The sequence below is a fragment of the Pseudomonas syringae pv. cilantro genome (assembly GCF_001293775.1).
GTDB classification, from domain to species: domain Bacteria; phylum Pseudomonadota; class Gammaproteobacteria; order Pseudomonadales; family Pseudomonadaceae; genus Aquipseudomonas; species Aquipseudomonas syringae_P.
Map to the genome: position 1 here is coordinate 1 of NZ_LGLN01000006.1, position 19,474 is coordinate 19,474.

The window sequence follows — 19,474 nt, forward strand, 5'->3', positions numbered from 1 at the left end:
TGTTGCCTTGGAATTGCTCGCCAGAGATGCCTCGCTAAGCCAGATACTCATTTTTTGCTAGGTGGGGTTCGTGGCGCGCATACGAATGTTCGAACAAGGTTAGAGACAGGAAGGCGGGGGAGAAAAGACCTTCCTGTCGATTGTGTGACCCAGCCTGGTCGTTAACGGACTTGGGGTATCCAGTCTCTGATAGCGGCAATCTTATCGTTGTGAACCTGCATACCTACCGATTCGCCACGAATAAGAAATGCCTCGACCCCCATAAGCGAGACGATATTATTCTTGAACGTGTTCAGTGCCTGCTGCCTCTCGTTGATGGAAGTGTTGGCTTTATCAAGAAAACCGCCGAGGTACATTTCAATATTACTCACGTACATTCCGGACACGCCATGCGGGGCCAGCCTGGCCAACTCTGTTGCGCTGTCACTGGCCATATCTGCCAGGACGATGCTGACGCCTCCGCGATGCAGGCGCTGCTTTAACGAGTCGAATGACAGATGCTCCTGATTGCGCTGTATCAATAGTTCAAGATGATCTGCATAGCCGGACTTATGCTGGCGTTTCACCTCTCTCAACCATGCCTCTTGACTGCCAGATGATTGAGCAATTGCGAGGACTGATTGCACGCCGGCAAGGTGTGCCTTATCCAGGCCGGCGACAATAACATTGCCGTGCCCTTGCCCCATCGCAGCAAGGACCGCCATTGAGTTTGCTACGGATATAACGTCGCCCTGGAACGTCGCGTTGCTTAGAAGGCAAGGAATCTGATTGGCGGCCTTGGTGCCCACATAATCAGTAACCTTTGTGGTGTTGGCCCTTACATTTAAATTATCATGCAAACCATACGACTTTACGCCCTCAGCGCCTTCAGCGGATGCGGAACTTTGAACATTATATGACGACGATCCGGTATTGATCCTGAACACTTTTCACCTTATTTAAAGTCAGTTTAACGGGAGTGAGCGAAGTACTTTTTCCGCACCAGGCACCGCTGAAAACAGACCTCCGTGATCTTGATTACTTTCAAGACAGGACGGCCTCTACAGCGTTGCCAACACTGTGTGGCCGTGTCCCGAAGACGGTTCCATTACCTAAATTTCATCTAAAAAGACCTATTTTTGTCCATGAACCATAAGAACTTTAGCGAGTGCTGAATAAGGCGTGATGCGCGGATAGCAGACAATCGACCCCACATCAACGGGACGCAAAAAAGGCGCTGTCCGCATCAGCAGACAGCGCCTTTATCACCCATGCAGTTCAGGCAATAGGCACAGCACAAACCCTTATTCAGCCAGGCTTTTGCTCACCACTTCATACACATCAGCCGACAGTTTGCCCGAGGCGAGGATGCGCTCCAGCTCGGTCTTCATCAGCGCCTGACGGGCGTTGTCGTATTTGCGCCAGCGAGTCAGAGGGGCCAGTTGGCGCGAGGCGATTTGTGGGTTCAGAGCGTTCAGTTCAATGACCAGGTCCGCCAGGAAGCGATAGCCAGAGCCGTCCGCCGCATGGAAGTTGATCAGGTTCTGCCCGGCGAAAGCACCGATCAAGGCACGCACCTTGTTCGGGTTCTTGATGCTGAAGGCAGGGTGTTTCATCAGTCCCTGCAAGCGTTGCAGGCCGCCCGGCTGGGTGCTGGCTGCCTGAACGCTGAACCACTGATCCATGACCAGCGCGTTGCCTTTGAAGTTTTCGGCAAACACCGCAAGCGCTTTGTCACGCTCTTCGGTGAACGGTGAGTTGACCAGCACGGCCAGTGCCGTCAGGCGCTCGGTCATGTTGTCGCTGGTGTCGAACTGGTCGATGGTCGCTGCCAGCACTTCAGGTTTGCCGCTGAGCATCAGGTACGACAGTGCGATGTTCTGCAGCGCGCGACGGGCAAAGTGCGCCGACTCGGCAACGTAAGGCGTAGCTTTGGAAAGCTCACGATTGGCCTGATAACGGGCCAGCAGGCTGTCGAACAGTGCATCGGCCAGTTGTTTACGGGCAAACTCGCGAGCGGCGTGAATGGCGTCGACATCGGCCACTTCGCTGATCTCGGCCAGATAAGCCTCGCCCGGCAGCGAAAGCATTTCCGCGACCATGGCCTGATCCAGTTGCTCGTCCGCCAGTACGGTGCCCAGCGCCGTAATCAAACGCTGATCCATGACCAGTGGCTGCCCCTGCTGGTGCTGACCGATCAGCTCCTGCAAGACCTGAACCGACAGTTGCTGACCGGCATCCCAGCGGTTGAAGCCGTCGCTGTCGTGCTGCATCAGGAACATCAGTTGATCGCGGTCATACGGGAAGCTCAGTTTGACCGGTGCCGAGAAGCCACGCAGCAGCGAAGGCAATGGCTGTTCAGCGACGTCGACAAAAGTGAACGTCTGCTCGGCTTCGGTCACCGCCAGTACTCGCGTAGTGCCGGTTGCGGATGCTTCGTTCGCCAGACGCAGGGCAATCTCGCCGCCCTTGCTGTCCAGCAGCCCCAGTTCGACCGGGATCACGAAAGGTTGCTTCTGGTCGCCAGGCTGTCCCGGTGTAGTCGGGCAGCTCTGGCGGAAGGTCAGGCTGTAGGTTTTCGCAGCGGCGTCATACGCCTCGCTGACCGCCAGACGCGGTGTGCCGGCCTGACTGTACCAGCGCTTGAACCGGGTCAGATCGACGCCATTGGCGTTTTCCATGGCCTTGATGAAGTCGTCGCAGGTCACGGCCTGACCGTCATGGCGTTCGAAGTACAGGTCGCTGCCTTTGCGGAAGCCCTGGGCACCCAGCAGCGTGTGAAGCATGCCGACCACTTCCGAACCCTTTTCGTACACGGTCAGGGTGTAGAAGTTGGAGATTTCAATGAAGCTGTCCGGGCGCACGGCGTGAGCCATCGGGCCGGCATCTTCGGCGAACTGGTGGGTGCGCAGGTAAGCAACGTCCTGAATGCGCTTGACCGTGGCCGAGTTCATGTCGGCCGAGAAACCGGCGTCCCGATACACCGTGAAGCCTTCCTTGAGCGACAACTGAAACCAGTCACGGCAGGTCACGCGGTTGCCCGACCAGTTGTGGAAGTACTCGTGGGCAACGATGGCTTCGACACGCTGGTGCGCGGCGTCGGTGGCGGTTTCGGCACGGGCCAGCACGGCGCTGGAGTTGAAGATGTTAAGGCCCTTGTTCTCCATTGCGCCCATGTTGAAGTCGTTGACCGCAACGATCATGAAGATGTCCAGGTCGTATTCGCGGCCATAGGTTTCTTCGTCCCAGCGCATGGATTTTTTCAGGCTGGTCATGGCGTGCTGGCACTTGTCGACGTTTTCCGGCTCGACGTAAATGCGCAGGGTCACTTCCCGCTGGCTCATGGTGGTGAAGGTGTCTTCGATGCACCACAAATCACCAGCCACCAGCGCGAACAGGTACGCCGGTTTCATGAACGGGTCTTCCCAGGTCGCCCAGTGCCGTCCGCCCTCTTCTTCGCCGCTGGCCATCGGGTTGCCGTTGGACAACAGGATCGGGAAATTCTGCTTGTCGGCGCTGAGCGTGGTGGTGAACTTGCTCATCACGTCCGGGCGGTCAAGGTAATACGTGATTTTGCGAAAGCCCTCGGCCTCGCACTGGGTGCAGAACATGCCGCTGGATTTATAAAGGCCTTCCAGCGCGGTATTGGTTTCAGGATGGATGCGCACAGTGCTGTCGACTGTGAAGCTTGCAGCCTGAGGATGCAAAGTCAGGTGATCTTCCGTCAGTTGATAATCCGCAGCGCTCAGCTCGACATCGCTCAGCTTCACCGAGAGCAGTTCCAGATGCTGACCGTCCAGCACCAGCGGCGGCAGGCCTGCGCCACGCTCGGGGTTGCGGCGCATGACCAGTTGAGCGTGGACCAGCGAGTGATCGTCGAACAGCTCGAAGGTCAGGTTGGTCTCATCGATGAGGTACTCGGGAGCCTGGTAGTCCTTCAGGTAGATCATTTTCGGTTGTTCGGTGCGCATGCGGGGATCCTTTTACTGATGCACGGCCAACTGATAAGCCGTGTATTTGCGAATATTGATCACGCCGGTATCGAAAATCAGGTATTGGCCCTTGATCCCCAGCAGCGTGCCCTCGGCAATCGGGTTCTTGTCCAGATTGAAGCTGACGATCTTGGTCGGATACGCCTCGACCGGGTAACGAAACTCGACAGGCTCGGCTTCATGTAACAATTGGATAGCCTGCAGACCGAATCGTTCTTGCAATCCAAGCAGCCCGGCGCCGCAGCTGTCGAACAGTTCCTGGCGAATGGCCTTGAGATCGACAGGCTGAGCGTCGCCTTTGAGCAAGGCGCGCCAGTTGGTGCGGTCCGCCACCTGGCTGCGCAACAGGTCTTCGACAAAGCCGGACTGCTGGCGGGTCGCCACGCGAATGATCGGCAGTGCCTGACTGGCACCCTGATCCAGCCACCGGGTCGGCAGTTGAGTGGCACGGGTGATACCGACTTTCACGCCTGACGAGTTGGCCAGATAGACAATGTGATCGGTCATGCAGAATTGCTCGCCCCACGACGGATCGCGGCAGGTGCCCTGATCGTGATGGCAGCGTTCCGGGCTCATGATGCACAGATCGCACTGCGCCAGCTTGAGCATGCACGGGTAGCAATAACCCTGACTGTAGCTGGACTTGGTCTTGCGCCCGCAATGGCTGCAATGAATGGCGCCCAGAAACTCCAGGCGCAGCGTCTTGCCGATCAGCGGGTTGACCGCAATCTCGGTGTCGCCCAGGCGAAAAGCGTATTGCACGAACGACGCGTCATCCTGACGCGCCAACATTTTATTAACAGCTCCGCGACCAATTTCGATCAATGAATAGCATCCGATTTGAACAGGATATTGGGCACCGGCGCCGATTTGGAAGCGCATTCCTGCGGCCCCATGTAGCCGGTGCGCTGGTCTTCCGGAAGATTCTGCGCTTCCCAGGCGATCAGCGCCTGCAACGACAGTTCACGCTGTTCCTGAGTCAGCTTGCGACCGTCGGACCATTTGCCGATCTCCACAGCCAGCTTCAGGCTCTCGTAAATATCCGGGGTGATGTTTTCGATCATTTCAATAAAAGACGACATGGGGCACTCCAGAAAGTAGCCAGTGATTCTAGGCCTTGCGGCGCGCCAGCGCACCACCCAGCAGGCCCGTGACACAACCGATGATCAGCCCGCCGACATGCGCGCCGTTGGCGATTTCGCCGAAGCCGAGCATGCTTACCAGACCGGACAGGCACAGCGCCAGCCAGATCAGCATCATGATCAATACGCCGCGTGGCAGACGATAGATCGGGTTGGGCGCCAACAGCTGGAAGATCCAGCAGTGGCCGAGCAACCCGTACAGCACGCCAGACAATCCACCGAACAGGCTTGGGCCGCTGAACAGATATTGCACGTAGTTGGAAACTGCCGAAAACAGCAGGGTCAGCAACAGCAAAGACAGGCTGCCCTGACGAATTTCGATGCGCCGGCCCAGCTCCCAGAACCACATGCCGTTCATGGCCAGATGCAGAATGCCGAAGTGAATCAGCATCGGCGAAACGATGCGCCACCATTGCCCGGACGCCAGACTTTCCGACAACGGCAGGAACGTCGCGTACTCGCCGTTGATCCGGAAATCCTGAAAGGTCAGCCAGCGAATGGCGTCCAGGTTGTCCCCCAGCAGCGTCAGGCCAGCCACCAGCAACGTGACCAGCAGCACCAGCGCGGTCACCGGGCTGCTGCGCAATTGCTCGATCAGCCCCGGCGGCTTGTACTTGGGCGCCTGGTTGGCATCAATCGGCTGAAAATGCTCGTCACCGTCCGGAAAGCGCGCATACAACTCACGCACATCGTCAGCCAGTCGTCCGCTGTCAGGCACCCAGAGCACTTGCTCACCGACCTCTTCGCTGACCCGATGAGGGATCTGCAAACGCTGCAACAGACGGACGAACCCGCTCAGGTCAGTAGTCAGCGGCAAACGCAGAACGGCAACGGAACTCATTGTGGAACCTCGGGACGCTGAACATCGACCCAGACGAATTTATCCGGATCGACCTGTGTTTCCTGATCAAGCCGGTAGGCGACCAGTTTGCCGTAAAGCACGGCGCTGTAATCCAGGCAAGCCAGATTCGGCCGGATGGGCGCCGGGATGCCGCTGCGCCAATAATGGCCGACAAACAGCAGCGGCTCATTGATGCCGTAGCGCAGCAACGCATTCTTTTCGGACGTGGACAACGGCGTCTTGGCCACGCCCTCGGGCAGCGCGTCGGGCTGGAACACTACATCGCCGTAAGTCTGCGGGTCATCTTCCCAGAACTTGGTGCGGAAAAACTCGCGGGTCAGGCCGTCACCGCCGGTCAGCGTCAACCCGTGCGGCAAGCGCATGTCGGTGCCGCGCAGCAAGCGGTTGAAGACGTTACTGGCAAAACTGCCGGGCACTGCCGAAGCCTGAACGAAGTGCCTGTCGATACAGCCGTCGCTGTAAAGGTTGCGCAGCGGGTCGATCAAGGTCGCATCCCAACAGGCATGCACCACCCGAAAACGTCCCGCGTCCATGTACATCGGCAATTCATAGAACCAGTTGACGAACTCGTTCCACTCGTCCGGGTAACGCTCGAACTGCGCCAGCGTTTCGCCGATCAACCGAGCGTGGCGCGGCGTGTGCTCGCGCACGAACGCCTGGCCACTTTCAGGCGCGGCCGGGGTGACCCAGCCCAGCGCGTTGAATTCGTGGTTGCCCATCAGGCACAGGGCCTGACCGGCCTGAACCATGTCGCGCACAATATGCAACGACTCGCGGATCAACGGGCCCCGGTCGATAATATCACCGAGAAAAATCGCGACGCGCTCAGGGTGGCGCCACACGCCGGACTGAACGCGGTAACCGAGAAGTTCCAGCAACTGCTCGAGGGTATGGGCACACCCGTGCACGTCACCGATCAGATCGTAGCCACGCGCCGGATCGAGCATTAATCGCCCCCGCCGCCGAGCTTGCTGCCCCAGCCGAGCTTGGTGCGGCAGACTTCGTAATAGTTATGATCCAGCGGATGAATCAAGCGCAGTTTCTGCGGCTTCTTGCTGACCGTGATGGTGTCGCCCGGCGCGCAAGTGAAGTGATTCTGCCCGTCACAAGACACCTGCGGGTAAATGGTCATGTCCTTGGACACCACGATTTTCAGCTCGCTGTTACCGTCCACCACGATGGGGCGACCGGACAGCGTGTGCGGGTACATCGGCACGATGACGATGGCGTCGAGCTTGGGGTGCATGATCGGCCCGCCTGCTGACAGCGCATAGGCCGTCGAGCCGGTCGGCGTTGCCACGATCAGGCCGTCGGCCTTCTGGCTGCACACGAACTGGCCGTCGATGTAGATTTCGAATTCGATCATCCGCGTCGACTTGCCTGGGTGCAGCACCACGTCATTGAGCGCATCGCCCTGGCCGATGGCCTCGCCGTGCCGACGGACTTCGGCTTGCAGCAGAAAGCGGTTTTCGACCAGATAATGCCCGTCGAGCACCTCGGCGCACTTGACCTCCAGTTCGTCAGGGCGAATGTCGGTCAGAAACCCCAGACTGCCGCGGTTGATGCCCAGCACCGGCACGTTATGCCGGGCCAGTGCCCGCGCTGCGCCCAACAGGCTGCCATCCCCACCGACCACAATGACCATGTCGCAGACTTCACCGAGCATTTTGCGCGACGAGGTCTGCAGGCCGTGACCCGGCAACACTTCGGCAATCGTCTCTTCGAGAATGACGTGCAGATGCCGATCCAGGAGGAATCTCTTGAGTCGGCGAACGGTGTCGAGCACCTGGACACTGCCCAGGCGGCCGATGATGCCGATATTGCGAAATTGCTCCATGGGGCTCCTGCTGCGGTTCGAGGCGACTTAAAAAAAGCGATTATGGGCGAAACCGCCCGGTAGCGGCAAACCGGCGAATGAAGATCACGTGAAAATCCGCACGGCCAGGCATGTCAATCAGCCAAGTGCTCCAGAAACGCTCAGACACATCGGCATCCTGCTGCACCCCAACTCACGCTATCCTCGGCACATGACTCTATTTCCCAGCCTGACCGACCTGCCCCGTCAACTGCGACATCCGGAAGTGCGCGACCTTGCCTGGGTGATTCTGGCGCCGCCCATGCTCGACGCTACGCCCTGGCCGCAGCGTCATCCGCTGGCGGGCAGTGACTGGGTGCGGGCGCCGCAGCGACTGGCGGATTTTCTCTGCCAGCTCGATCAGGACAGCAGGCCGCTGGAAGAGTGGCTGGCGCTGGCCTCCACGCGGCGCCTGGGCCGTTATTACGAGCGCCTGTGGCAGTTCGCGGTGCAACACGCGCCGGGCGTCGAGATCATCGCCGCCAACCTGCCGATCCGGCTGGGCAGCCAGACCCTCGGCGAACTCGACCTGTTGCTGCGTGATCGCGAAGGTGTGCATCACGTCGAGCTGGCAATCAAGCTGTACCTCGGACCACAGGACGGAGACGGCGCCCGTCCCGAGCACTGGCTGGGGCCCGGCAGCAATGACCGGCTGGATCGCAAGCTCACGCACCTGAGTCAGCATCAATTGCCGATGTCGGCCCGCCCGGAAAGCCGCACGGCGCTGGCCGGGCTGGGTGTCGAGGCATTCAGTGCCGAGCTGTGGCTGGGCGGCTATCTGCTGTATCCGTGGCCTGGCGCCTGTCAGTCGCCTGTAGGCGTTCACTCGCAACACTTGAAAGGGCGATGGCTGCACCAGCGTGACTGGAAAGCGTTTTTGGCACAAAGCCAGCCCGGCCGCTGGCAACCACTGCCTCGCCACGCCTGGCTGGCTCCGGCGCGTTACGCCGAGGCCTGGAGCGACTGGCAGTTGCAAGGCTGGCTGAGCGAACTTGATCCATTGGCCCCGGCGCAGTTGCTGGTGCGCCTGAGTCAGAACCCGCAAGGGGACTGGGAAGAAGCCGAACGGCTGTTTCTGGTGTCGGACATGTGGCCAAATCTGGCAGACACCAGCCATGCATTCAACTCAATCGCAGCGCCAGCGCCGCCAGCGTGATCAACAGGACTGGCAAGGTCAGAACGATACCGACCTTGAAATAGTAGCCCCAACTGATGGTGATGCCCTTGCGCGCCAGCACATGCAGCCAGAGCAAGGTCGCCAGACTGCCGATCGGGGTGATTTTCGGCCCCAGGTCGCTGCCAATCACGTTGGCGTAGATCATCGCTTCCTGAATCGCCCCGCTGGCGTGGCTTGCGTCGATGGACAGCAGCCCGATCAGTACCGTCGGCATGTTGTTCATGATTGACGACAAAAACGCCGTCATCAGCCCGGTGCCCATCGCCGCGCCCCAGATACCGTAACCCGCGAACCAGTCCAGCAGACTGGCCAGATAATTCGTCAGCCCGGCGTTACGCAAGCCATACACCACCAGGTACATGCCGAGCGAAAAAACCACGATGTGCCACGGTGCTTCTTTCATCACCTTGCGCGTCTTGATCGTGTGGCCTTTTGCAGCGATAGCCAGCAGCAACAATGCACAGACCGACGAGATCGCGCTGATCGGTATGCCCAGCGGTTCGAGGGCAAAACAGCCGACCAGCAGAATCAGCAGCACGGCCCAACCGGCGAGGAACGTGGCCCGGTCATGGATCGCCGTCTCGGGCTTGTCCAGATGTTCGGGCTCGAACTCGCTAGGGATATCGCGGCGGAAATACCACATCAGCACGGCCAGAGTAGCGGCGACACTGGCCAGGTTCACCGGCACCATCACGGCGGCGTAACTATTGAAGCCGATCTTGAAGTAGTCCGCCGACACGATATTCACCAGATTCGACACCACCAGCGGCAGGCTCGCGGTATCGGCGATGAACCCTGCCGCCATGACGAACGCCAGAGTCGACGCGGCAGAAAAACGCAATGCCAGCATCATGGCGATGACGATAGGCGTGAGGATCAGAACAGCCCCGTCGTTGGCGAACAGCGCCGAGACCAGCGCGCCGAACAGCACGAACAGGGCAAACAGACGCCGCCCGTTACCCTTGCCCCAGCGCGCCACATGCAAGGCCGCCCAGGCGAAAAAACCCGCTTCGTCCAGCAGCAGCGTGATGATGATCAACGAGATGAAGGTGGCGGTGGCGTTCCAGATGATGCCCCACACCACGGCGATATCACTCAAGTGCACAACGCCGGTCAGCAACGCCAAAACGGCCCCGAGCACCGCACTCCAGCCCACGCCCAGCCCTTTTGGCTGCCAGATGACCAAGGTGATGGTGAACAGAAAGATCAGCGTTGCGATCAGCATTATTGGGTCCGGGGCAAGAGAATGGCGAGGATGCCGAGCAGCGGCAGGTACGAGCACAGCTGGTAGACGAACAGGATGCCGTGGCTGTCAGCCAGGTAGCCGAGCAAGGCTGCGCCGATGCCGCCGAAGCCGAACATCAGGCCGAAGAAGATCCCGGCGATCATGCCGACGTTGCCCGGCACCAGTTCCTGAGCGTACACCACGATGGCGGAAAACGCCGAGGCCAGCACGAAGCCGATGATGACGCTGAGTACGCTGGTCCAGAACAGGTCCGCATACGGCAGCGCCAGGGTAAAGGGCGCGGCACCGAGGATCGAAAACCAGATCACCGCTTTGCGGCCAATGCGGTCGCCGATCGGGCCACCGAAAAACGTCCCTGCCGCCACAGCACCAAGAAACAGAAACAGGTGCAACTGCGAACTGGCGACCGACAGGTCGAACTTCTCGATCAGGTAAAACGTGAAGTAGCTGGTCAGGCTGGTCATGTAGAAAAACTTGGAGAACACCAGAAACGCCAGCACAGCCAGCGAGGCGATCACGCGGTTCTTCGATAGGCCGTGGGTGGCAGTCTGACCGGCCTTGAGCTTGAACAGATTGAGGTGCGCGCGATACCAGCGGCTGATCGCGTACAACAAACCAAGGGAAAACAGCGCGAACAGCCCGATCCAGGCCACATTGCCCTGCCCGAACGGGATGATAATCGCAGCAGCCAGCAGCGGACCGAACGCTGTGCCGGTGTTGCCACCGACCTGAAAAGTCGACTGCGCCAGCCCGAATCGCCCACCCGACGCCAATCGCGCGATACGCGAGGCCTCCGGGTGAAAGGTCGACGAGCCGATGCCGATCAGGGCCGCCGCCAGCAGAATCAATGGAAAACTGCCCACCATCGACATCATCACGATACCGATCAGGGTGCAGACCGAACCCAGCGGCAGCACCAACGGATTGGGATGGCGGTCGGTGTAGTAACCGACCCAGGGCTGCAACAGCGATGCGGTGATCTGAAACGTCAGGGTTATCAGGCCGATCTGGGTGAAGCTCAGGTCATAACTGGCCTTGAGCATCGGGTAGATCGACGGCAGGATGGCCTGGATCAGGTCGTTGATAAGGTGCGCGAGCGCTACGGCACCGATGATGCGCATCACCAGCGGGCTGGTTTGAGGGGTGGTCGAGGCCGTCGCAGTAGCGGGTTGAGCGCTGGTCGCCATGAGATTCATCCGTAAAAAGGTTTCGGGTCTCCCCGGGCGGATGATTACAAAATGTGTCTCACGTGCCAGGGCGCGCCAATGTGCCATTTTTTGGAGCGCCTGTGCCACGTTTTGTTGCGTTTTTGCTGATGGATCGAGAGGTGCTGTGGCGGACACCTTTCGGTTCTCATGCTCTGCGCCAAGCGTTATACATAAATCTCGTGGGAGCGACCGGGGCGGCGATCCGCATTGCTCGCGAGGCTGGCACAGCCTACAGAAATAAGGCGTTTTGATTATCGTACCGACGCGTCGATACGCCGTTCTGGACGCTCTGCGTCCGATCTTGAGTGTGCGTCACACAGCGGTTCTGCGATATCAGNCACTCTGCGTCGTCAGTGCCATTGCGATAAAAAAGCGCTTTCGTTTATGTGCAGTGAATACGGGTAAGGCATGGCGTTGTGCTGCAGCTCGGGTGTGAGGCAAAGCGTCACCGAATTCATGACCACGCGAGCGCTGATGCGATAGCCAATTCAGAATGCGGAACGAGCGTGAACCCAGCCGCTCTACTCACGCCATCGAACGCGCCACCGCCCTCTCTCCCGCAACCGGTACGTCATGCAGCGAAATCTTCGAGGTTTCCGGCAGCGCCAGGCCGCCTGCCATTGCCAGCACGGCTACGGCAATCAGGTAAAACGCCGGTGACAGGTTGCTGCCGGTGACGCTGATCAGCCAGGTCGCCATCAGCGGCGCGGTGCCGCCGAACAGGGTGTAGGCCATGTTGTAAGTGATTGCCGACGCCGTGTAGCGGGTGCGCGTCGGGAAGGTTTCTGACAGCAGCGCGGCCGTCACCACGCCGCACAGCACGGCGCCAATGGCCAGCAGCATCACGCCGATGATCGAGGCAGTGAACGAGCCGGAACTGGCCATCAGGAAGGATGGCAACACCACGATCATCAACAGAATGCAGGCGGTGGCCATCGTCACGCGGCGCCCTACCCGATCCGAATACGCACCGGCCAGCGGACAAAGCGCGGCGGCGAATGCCAGGGCGATCAACGACACCAGTAGCGCGGTCGCGCGGCTCAAACCACCCGCCACTTGCAGATAGGTCGTGAAGTAAGTGGTGAACATATAGAACGACAGCGCGGTCAGCGACACGAACGCTCCCAGGCAGCACATCGCCGCCGCATGATGGCGCAAGGTGTCCTTGAGCGGCGAGTGAGCCACCGCGTGCTCTTGGGCGACCGCCTGAAACGCCGGGGTTTCATCGAGTTTCCAGCGCAGGTAAAGACCGACCAGCCCCAGCGGCGCGGCGATCAGAAACGGCAGACGCCAGCCCCAACTGCCCATCGCCTCGCTGGACAGTGACGATTCCAGCGCATACGCCACCACCGCTGCGGCGGCAAAGGCGGAAAACGTCGAGACCGGCACAAAACTGCCGTACCAGGCGCGTTGCGTGCGCGGTGCATGCTCCATGAGGTACGCGCAAGCCCCGGCGTACTCGCCGCCCGCCGAAAACCCTTGAGCACAGCGAATGAGGGTCAGCAGAATCGGCGCCATCACCCCAATCGCCTCATACGTCGGCAGCAGGCCGATCAGCGTTGTCGCCCCGGCCATCAGCAGGATGGTCATGGCGAGGGTTTTCTTGCGGCCGATCCGGTCACCCAGCATGCCGAAGAAAATCCCGCCCAGCGGCCGAAAGGCAAAAGCCACAGCAAACACCGCGAAGGTTTTCAACAGGGCGGCACTGCTGTCGCCGCTGGGAAAGAATTGCAGGGCGATGGTGGTGGCCAGAAAGCCATAGACGGCAAAATCGAACCACTCGACAAAGTTGCCGATGGCAGCGGCGACGATGACTTTCTTCAGCGTGGCGGGGTCAACGTGTTCTGCGGCGGTGGTTGTCATGCTGACCTCGGCGTCTTGATCTGGGATGGATCGATTATCGAGACAGCGACCCGGTGACCTCGGTCCAGAAGTGTCGCCCGCGTACTCAGGGCCGACGTCTCGCCCGCGATCTGCGCAGAATCCAGGCCAGAAGCTCTGCCGCGAGGTTTACAGGCCCATCGCCCGTCGCCCCTGCAGGCCACCGGTGTGGATGAAGATCAAACGGGTGCCGGGTGCGAAGCGACCCGCCTGCACCTCGTCACGCAAGGTCAGCAGCGCCTTGCCGGTGTACAACGGCTCAAGTGCTACACCGCTTTGCGCTTCACTGTCGGCCAGGAAGTCGAGCAACATCGCATCGGTTCTGGCAAAACCGCCCCGGCTGGCGTCCAGCAGAACGCAGGCCGGTGGCAGGTCAGCCAACGCGCCCACCTGCGATCCTGGCACCTGGTTCAGCACCGCGACGATGTTCTGCGCCACGCCATGATCGTCCGGCACGGCCATGGCGCCATACACGGCATGCGCGCCCGCCTCGGCCAACAGCAGACCGGCAACGGTGGTGCCTGTCCCGGCAGCCAGCCACCAGCCGTGGTAATCGTCCCAGCCGAGTGCCGCAAGCTGATCATCGACCATCTGCCGAAACCTCGCGCAGCCCAGCGCACCCGCGAGCCCGCCGCCGCCTTCGGGGACCGGATACAACTCGGGGTACTGTGCCTGCCAGGGCTGCCAGAAATCCGCAGCATGCCGCGCTCGATAACCGGCATAGCCCAGCCAGTGCAATTGCATACCAAACGCCTGCAGATCTAACACCGTGGGTGTTTGCTGAGCATGACCGCGCAGCAGGCCAACCGTCGGAAAGCCGAAGCGCTTGCCCGCCGCCGCCAATGCGTGGAGATGATTGGAGTGCGCGCCGCCGAGGCTGATCAGGCCTTTTGCCCCGCCCGTGGCGGCCTGGGTCAGGTGCTCACTGAGCTTGAACCATTTGTTGCCGCTGATCAGCGGGTCGATCTGGTCCAGCCGCAGGATCGCCACCTCGACCCTGGCGTCTTGCAGCCAGGGCAGGTTCAGGCGTTGCAACGGAGCAGAGGGCTGCCAGCCAGGCGCGTCGGAAATCATGCACGCAGTTTACCGGCAAGCTGACTCAGAGCGCAGCGGCCAGACGCGATCCTTGATCGATGGCGCGCTTGGCGTCCAGCTCGGCCGCGACATCCGCGCCGCCGATCAGGTGCACGCTTTGCCCGGCCGCGACCAGGTCGTCGTACAGCTCGCGCAACGGGTCCTGCCCGGCGCAGATGACGATGTTGTCCACCGGCAACAGTTTTTCTTCGCCCTCTTCACCGATACGGATGTGCAACCCGGCGTCGTCGATTTTCAGGTAATGAACGCTGTTGAGCATCTGTACCTGCTTGTTTTTCAGACCAGTGCGATGAATCCAGCCGGTGGTCTTGCCCAGGCCATCGCCGACCTTGGTGTTCTTGCGTTGCAGCAGAAACACCTGACGGGCCGGAGCCTGCACTTCAGGCTTGATTCCGGCCACACCGCCGCGGGCCTGCAATGTGGTGTCGATGCCCCACTCCTTCCAGAACGCTTCGCGGTCCAGACTGGTGGCCACGCCCTGATGCACCAGAAACTCGGACACATCGAAGCCGATACCACCGGCGCCGATCACCGCCACGCTGCGCCCGACCGGTTTGCGTTGCAGAATCACGTCCAGGTAGCTCAGCACTTTGGGATGGTCGATGCCGGGGATGGCCGGGGTGCGCGGCGCAATGCCCGTGGCGAGAATCACTTCATCGAAGCCTGCACCCACCAGATCATCGGCTTTCACACGGGTGCCAAGGCGCAGTTGCACGCCGGTCTCCTCGAGTGTGTTGCGGAAGTAACGCAGGGTTTCGGAAAACTCCTCCTTGCCCGGCACACGTTTGGCGATGTTGAACTGCCCGCCGATTTCACTGGCGGAATCGAACAGCGTCACCTCATGCCCACGCCGGGCAGCCACCGTCGCGGCCGCCAGACCGCCAGGCCCTGCGCCGATCACAGCGATTTTTCTGACGTGCAGGGTCGGCAGGTAATTGAGCTCGGTTTCGTGGCAGGCCCGCGGGTTGACCAGGCAACTGGTCAGCTTGCCGCCGAACGTGTGATCAAGACAGGCCTGATTGCAGCCGATGCAGGTATTGATCAGTTCCGCGTGGCCCGAGGCAGCCTTGTTGACGAACTCCGGGTCGGCCAGAAAAGGCCGTGCCATCGACACCATGTCGGCATCGCCTTCGCTGAGAATGCGCTCGGCGACTTCCGGGGTATTGATTCGGTTGGTGGTGATCAGCGGAACATTCACCGAACCTCGCAGCTTGGCCGTGACCTTGCTGAAGGCTGCGCGAGGCACTTTGGTCGCGATGGTCGGGATGCGCGCCTCATGCCAGCCGATGCCGGTGTTTATCAACGTCGCACCGGCCTGCTCGACTGCCTGTGCCAGCTGGACGATTTCTTCCCAGGTGCTGCCGCCTTCCACCAGATCGAGCATCGACAGGCGGAAGATGATGATGAACTGCGGACTCACCGCCTGACGCACTCGCGTCACGATCTCGACCGCCAGGCGCATGCGGTTTTCGTAGCTGCCACCCCAGCGATCGGTTCGGTGATTGGTGTGAGCGGCCAGGAACTGGTTGATGAAGTAGCCTTCCGAGCCCATGATTTCGACGCCGTCGTAGCCAGCGCTCCGGGCCAGCGTCGAGCAGGTGACGAAATCGGCTATCTGCTTTTCGATGCCCTCTTCGTCCAGCTCATGCGGGGTGAACGGATTGATCGGCGCTTGAATGGCACTCGGCGCAACCTGTTTGCGGCTGTAGGCATAGCGCCCGGCGTGCAGGATCTGCAAACAGATCTTGCCGCCCGCCTCATGAACTGCCTGAGTGACCATGCGATGCTGCTCTGCTTCCTCGGCATTGGTGAGCTTCGCCGCGCCGTCGTAGACACCGCCTTCTTCGTTTGGCGCGATGCCGCCCGTGACCATCAACCCCACGCCGCCACGCGCACGCTCGGCAAAATACGCCGCCATCCGCTCGAAGCCGCCCGGGCGTTCTTCAAGACCGGTGTGCATCGACCCCATCAGCGTGCGATTGCGCAAGGTCGTGAAGCCCAGATCCAGCGGGGCCAGCAGATGCGGGTAGTGAGCGGCGGTCATGGCAAGGCTCCAGCAGGTCAATCACGGGGAGACAGGGGCCTCTGCGAGCCCTCTGTTTAATAAGGTCACAATAAAGAGCCTCTCAGCCCCACTCAATGACCGAAAGTGACAAGTTATTGATCCAAACGCGCAGCGGCACTTGGCAAGCGACCGAGGTCGTCCTACCCTAGCCGCTTATTTCCCGATGGCAGCCGCCCAGCCCTTTATGCGCAAATTCTTCGCCATCTGCCTTGTCCTTGCCGGCGTAGCCGCCCTTGTCAGTTATGCGGTCTGGACCGAACGACGCCCGGCCGGCCATTACCTGTCCGATCTGCGCATCCGTCTTGCCGTCAATGAAGGCGAACCCGGCGAGCGTGGCAATCTGCTGGGCATCGAACCGCTGCTGTTTCCCACTGACTATCAGAACCCCGAGCGACTGCACCGCAAGCTGGCTGCCTATCTGCAACAAGCCCGGGATTTCGGGCTGCTGAATGCCAGAACCGTGGTGGTGTTGCCGGAGCATATCGGCACCTGGCTGTTTGCCAGTGGCGAAAAAGACCAGCTTTATCAGGCCCCCACCATCGACGAAGCGATGGACTGGCTGTCGTGGAGCAACCCGCTGCAATTCATCGCCGCAATGCTGGGTGCCGAAGGCAGAAATCGTCAGGACGACGCGCACCTGCGCCTCAAGGCACGCGCCATGGCACGCGACTATCAGGCGCTGTTTGGCGGGCTGGCCAGGGAATTCAACGTCACGCTGGTCGCCGGCTCTATTGTGCTGCCGGACCCCAGTGTTGAAAGCGGGCAGCTGAAAGTCGGCGACGGCGCGCTGTACAACAGCAGCGTGACGTTCGGCAGCGATGGCAAACCGCTTGGCCAGCCTCAGCGCCAGCTGTACCCCGATCGTCATCAAAAACGTTACGTGCGCGCCGAGCATGATGCGCCGTTGCAGGTCGTCGAGACACCGGCCGGGCGTCTTGGCGTGCTGATCGGCAGCGACAGTTGGTATCCGGACAACTACACACGGCTGAACAACAGCGGGGCCGAGCTGATTGCAGTGCCTGCGCTGGTGATCGGCAAGAACGCCTGGTACGAGCCATGGCACCCGCCCCGTCACTCGGGCATCGAAATGCCTAACAAGAACCCCAGCGAGGGCGAGGCCTGGCATCGGCTGACGCTGACCGGCCGGTTGCCATTGAACGGCGCGCAGGCGGGCATCAGCGTGTTCATGCGCGGGCAGTTCTGGAATCAGGGTGTCTACGGGCAGAGCTTTGCCAGCCAAGGCGGGCAAACGATTGTCGAGCAGCCGCCGGAAGACCGCGCGACCGATGGTGCTCGCCTTATCAACCTCTGGCTTTGAGCATGCCGACCCTGCGCCTCGGTGATCTGTCGGTAGGGTTTATCCAGAGCCTCGCCGAAGCAATCAGCAGTTATGACCACGATCCGCATCCGCTGCTGGCGCAATACGGGCTCGATCCTGCGCGCCTGAGCGAGCCTGGGACGCGGCTGTCTATTCCGCGTTACATGCGCCTCGGTCATGCTGCCATTCAGCTCACCGGCCAGCCGGGACTGGGATTGCGCATGGGCCAGCTCAGTCGTTTCGCTCAGGCAGGTCTGGCCGGCGTTACCGCTGCGCAAGCGCCCACGGTGCGGGAGGCAGCACGTGCCCTGATCCGTTTTGAAGCATTGTATGGGTCCAATTATCGCGGTCAATCGAGCTTTCATGAGGACGCTGACGGCGCGTGGATACGCTTCTATTCCATCAGCCCCTACAACGCTTACAACCGGTTTGTGGTGGACTCGATCCTGAGCGGCTGGCTCGCTCAGTTGTCCACGCTGGTCGGCGCCGAGATACGCGCGCAACGCGTCGAAATCGAGTTCCAGGCGCCTGCCTACGAGGCGCAATACGCCAGCATGAGCGACAACCCCATCCTGTTCGGCGCGACCACCAATCAGCTGCGTCTGGATCAGGCGAGCCTCGCCCTGCGCAACCCGGATCACTGTCCGGGCACCTGGCGGCATCTGCTGCAATTGTGCGAAAGAGAACTCGAACAGTTGACCCGCACGCGCAGCCTGCGTGAGCGCATCATTCAATTGCTCGGGCCATTATTGAACGGCGGCAGGGAACCGGATCTGGAGGAAGTGGCGGCAAGACTCAAGCTGCCGACCTGGACACTACGTCGCAAGCTGGCCGAAGAAGGCACGCAGTTTCGCGCAGTGCTCAATGACACGCGGCGTGATTTGGCGATGACGTACATTCGCGATACCGAACTGGCGTTCGGGGAGATTGCGTATCTGCTGGGGTTCGCCTCGGCCGAGGCCTTTCAACGCGCCTTCAAGCGCTGGAGCGGACAGACTCCGGGAGAGTTCCGCCGCAGCCAGCGCCAAAGCGCCTGAAACCGTTCACAGCTCGGTAGCGTCGTCGGCAGGCTCTACCGGGTCCAGTTCCGATGCACGGTATTCAAGTAGTTCTTCCTGGTATTCGTCCATTTTCTTGCCCTCTGGCTGATTCAATGTGCTTGATAATCAAAGCTGGAATAACTGACCGCAAGATCAACATTAAAGTGCCAATGTGAAACAAAAATGTTGATATCCCGCAAATAGACGAAAGGAACGTTGGCAGATTCAGGACGGGGTTGCGCCTTGATGATCGACAACCACACTTGACTTGCTTGCCCGCGCCGCCCTACCCTCCAGCTCATGATTCTCATCCAGCAACACGTCGGCCAGATTATTATTACCGTCATTCCAGTCATGGCGGGTTAGCCGACGTTTGCAAAAAACCCGCCCTGGAGGCGGGTTTTTTCTGTCTCCTGGGCCACATCACTCAGCCAGGAGTCAGCCATGATCACCATCCTTCGCTTTATCGTCCTTCCCGCTTCCCTGAACAGGATAATCGGTGTGCTGCCTGTCGTGGCACTGCGCATGCCTGAAGGGCAATGTTTGAAGGATCGATGCGATGACTGATCTGCTCAACCATTACGCACGCAAGATCCTCACCTCCCGCGTCTACG

General features: G+C 60.4%; 17 protein-coding genes. 4 read left to right on the forward strand and 13 right to left on the reverse strand.

Features of this window, described 5'->3' with window-relative positions:
• Positions 1-161: 161 nt before the first annotated feature.
• The 7 genes from ABJ99_RS00100 to ABJ99_RS00130 all read right to left on the reverse strand — a co-directional run bounded on the left by ABJ99_RS00100 (position 162) and on the right by ABJ99_RS00130 (position 7,812).
• Complete coding sequence (locus ABJ99_RS00100) at positions 162-926, reverse strand: hypothetical protein (protein WP_230080970.1); 765 nt, start codon at positions 924-926, stop codon at positions 162-164.
• 357 nt (positions 927-1,283) lie between these two features.
• The gene (pepN, locus tag ABJ99_RS00105; RefSeq protein WP_054084087.1) at positions 1,284-3,950 is read right to left on the reverse strand and encodes an aminopeptidase N; all 2,667 of its coding nucleotides are present in this window, start codon (positions 3,948-3,950) and stop codon (positions 1,284-1,286) included.
• A 12-nt stretch (positions 3,951-3,962) separates the two neighbouring features.
• Positions 3,963-4,796: a DUF2797 domain-containing protein gene (locus ABJ99_RS00110; RefSeq protein WP_042913129.1), complete on the reverse strand. Its 834-nt coding sequence runs from the start codon at positions 4,794-4,796 to the stop codon at positions 3,963-3,965.
• Complete coding sequence (locus tag ABJ99_RS00115; protein ID WP_003368468.1) at positions 4,793-5,053, reverse strand: YeaC family protein; 261 nt, start codon at positions 5,051-5,053, stop codon at positions 4,793-4,795. Before ABJ99_RS00115 ends, ABJ99_RS00110 begins: the two co-directional genes overlap by 4 nt.
• A gap of 28 nt (positions 5,054-5,081) precedes the next feature.
• Positions 5,082-5,954: a rhomboid family intramembrane serine protease gene (locus ABJ99_RS00120; RefSeq protein ID WP_054084088.1), complete on the reverse strand. Its 873-nt coding sequence runs from the start codon at positions 5,952-5,954 to the stop codon at positions 5,082-5,084.
• Positions 5,951-6,922, reverse strand: coding sequence for a metallophosphoesterase (locus tag ABJ99_RS00125; RefSeq protein WP_054084089.1), 972 nt, complete (start codon positions 6,920-6,922; stop codon positions 5,951-5,953). Before ABJ99_RS00125 ends, ABJ99_RS00120 begins: the two co-directional genes overlap by 4 nt.
• Complete coding sequence (locus ABJ99_RS00130) at positions 6,922-7,812, reverse strand: NAD(+) kinase (RefSeq protein ID WP_002554505.1); 891 nt, start codon at positions 7,810-7,812, stop codon at positions 6,922-6,924. The genes ABJ99_RS00125 and ABJ99_RS00130 overlap by 1 nt, the downstream gene beginning before the upstream one ends.
• Positions 7,813-8,002: 190 nt before the next feature.
• Between ABJ99_RS00130 and ABJ99_RS00135 the strand changes: the two genes are divergently transcribed.
• Positions 8,003-8,986, forward strand: a complete 984-nt coding sequence (locus tag ABJ99_RS00135) for a DUF1853 family protein (RefSeq protein WP_054084151.1) — start codon at positions 8,003-8,005, stop codon at positions 8,984-8,986.
• Here the strand turns inward: ABJ99_RS00135 and ABJ99_RS00140 are convergent.
• The 5 genes from ABJ99_RS00140 to ABJ99_RS00160 form a co-directional block, all read right to left on the reverse strand.
• Entirely contained in the window at positions 8,952-10,232 is a 1,281-nt protein-coding gene (locus ABJ99_RS00140; protein WP_054084090.1) for an arsenic transporter, read from the reverse strand. The two genes, ABJ99_RS00135 and ABJ99_RS00140, sit on opposite strands and share 35 nt — an antisense overlap.
• Positions 10,232-11,440, reverse strand: coding sequence for an MFS transporter (locus tag ABJ99_RS00145; protein WP_054084091.1), 1,209 nt, complete (start codon positions 11,438-11,440; stop codon positions 10,232-10,234). Before ABJ99_RS00145 ends, ABJ99_RS00140 begins: the two co-directional genes overlap by 1 nt.
• Before the next feature lie 546 nt (positions 11,441-11,986).
• On the reverse strand, positions 11,987-13,324 hold the full coding sequence (locus tag ABJ99_RS00150; protein ID WP_054084092.1) for an MFS transporter: 1,338 nt from the start codon (positions 13,322-13,324) through the stop codon (positions 11,987-11,989).
• A 147-nt stretch (positions 13,325-13,471) separates the two neighbouring features.
• Positions 13,472-14,416 (reverse strand): 1-aminocyclopropane-1-carboxylate deaminase/D-cysteine desulfhydrase, encoded by a 945-nt coding sequence (locus ABJ99_RS00155; RefSeq protein ID WP_054084093.1) that lies wholly within the window; start codon positions 14,414-14,416, stop codon positions 13,472-13,474.
• 25 nt (positions 14,417-14,441) lie between these two features.
• Positions 14,442-16,481 (reverse strand): NADPH-dependent 2,4-dienoyl-CoA reductase, encoded by a 2,040-nt coding sequence (locus tag ABJ99_RS00160; protein ID WP_054084094.1) that lies wholly within the window; start codon positions 16,479-16,481, stop codon positions 14,442-14,444.
• A 205-nt stretch (positions 16,482-16,686) separates the two neighbouring features.
• On the opposite strand from ABJ99_RS00160, the gene ABJ99_RS00165 reads away from it, so the two are divergent.
• Both ABJ99_RS00165 and ABJ99_RS00170 read left to right on the forward strand, forming a co-directional pair.
• The gene (locus tag ABJ99_RS00165) at positions 16,687-17,820 is read left to right on the forward strand and encodes a carbon-nitrogen hydrolase family protein (protein WP_054084095.1); all 1,134 of its coding nucleotides are present in this window, start codon (positions 16,687-16,689) and stop codon (positions 17,818-17,820) included.
• A gap of 2 nt (positions 17,821-17,822) precedes the next feature.
• Complete coding sequence (locus tag ABJ99_RS00170; RefSeq protein WP_054084096.1) at positions 17,823-18,857, forward strand: AraC family transcriptional regulator; 1,035 nt, start codon at positions 17,823-17,825, stop codon at positions 18,855-18,857.
• Positions 18,858-18,970: 113 nt separating this feature from the next.
• On the opposite strand, the gene ABJ99_RS28915 is transcribed toward ABJ99_RS00170, so the two are convergent.
• Complete coding sequence (locus ABJ99_RS28915) at positions 18,971-19,162, reverse strand: hypothetical protein (RefSeq protein ID WP_230080971.1); 192 nt, start codon at positions 19,160-19,162, stop codon at positions 18,971-18,973.
• A gap of 142 nt (positions 19,163-19,304) precedes the next feature.
• Here ABJ99_RS28915 and ABJ99_RS29490 point away from each other — a divergent pair, with 142 nt between their 5' ends.
• Positions 19,305-19,427 (forward strand): hypothetical protein, encoded by a 123-nt coding sequence (locus ABJ99_RS29490; RefSeq protein WP_259469629.1) that lies wholly within the window; start codon positions 19,305-19,307, stop codon positions 19,425-19,427.
• The last annotated feature ends 47 nt before the right edge of the window (positions 19,428-19,474 follow it).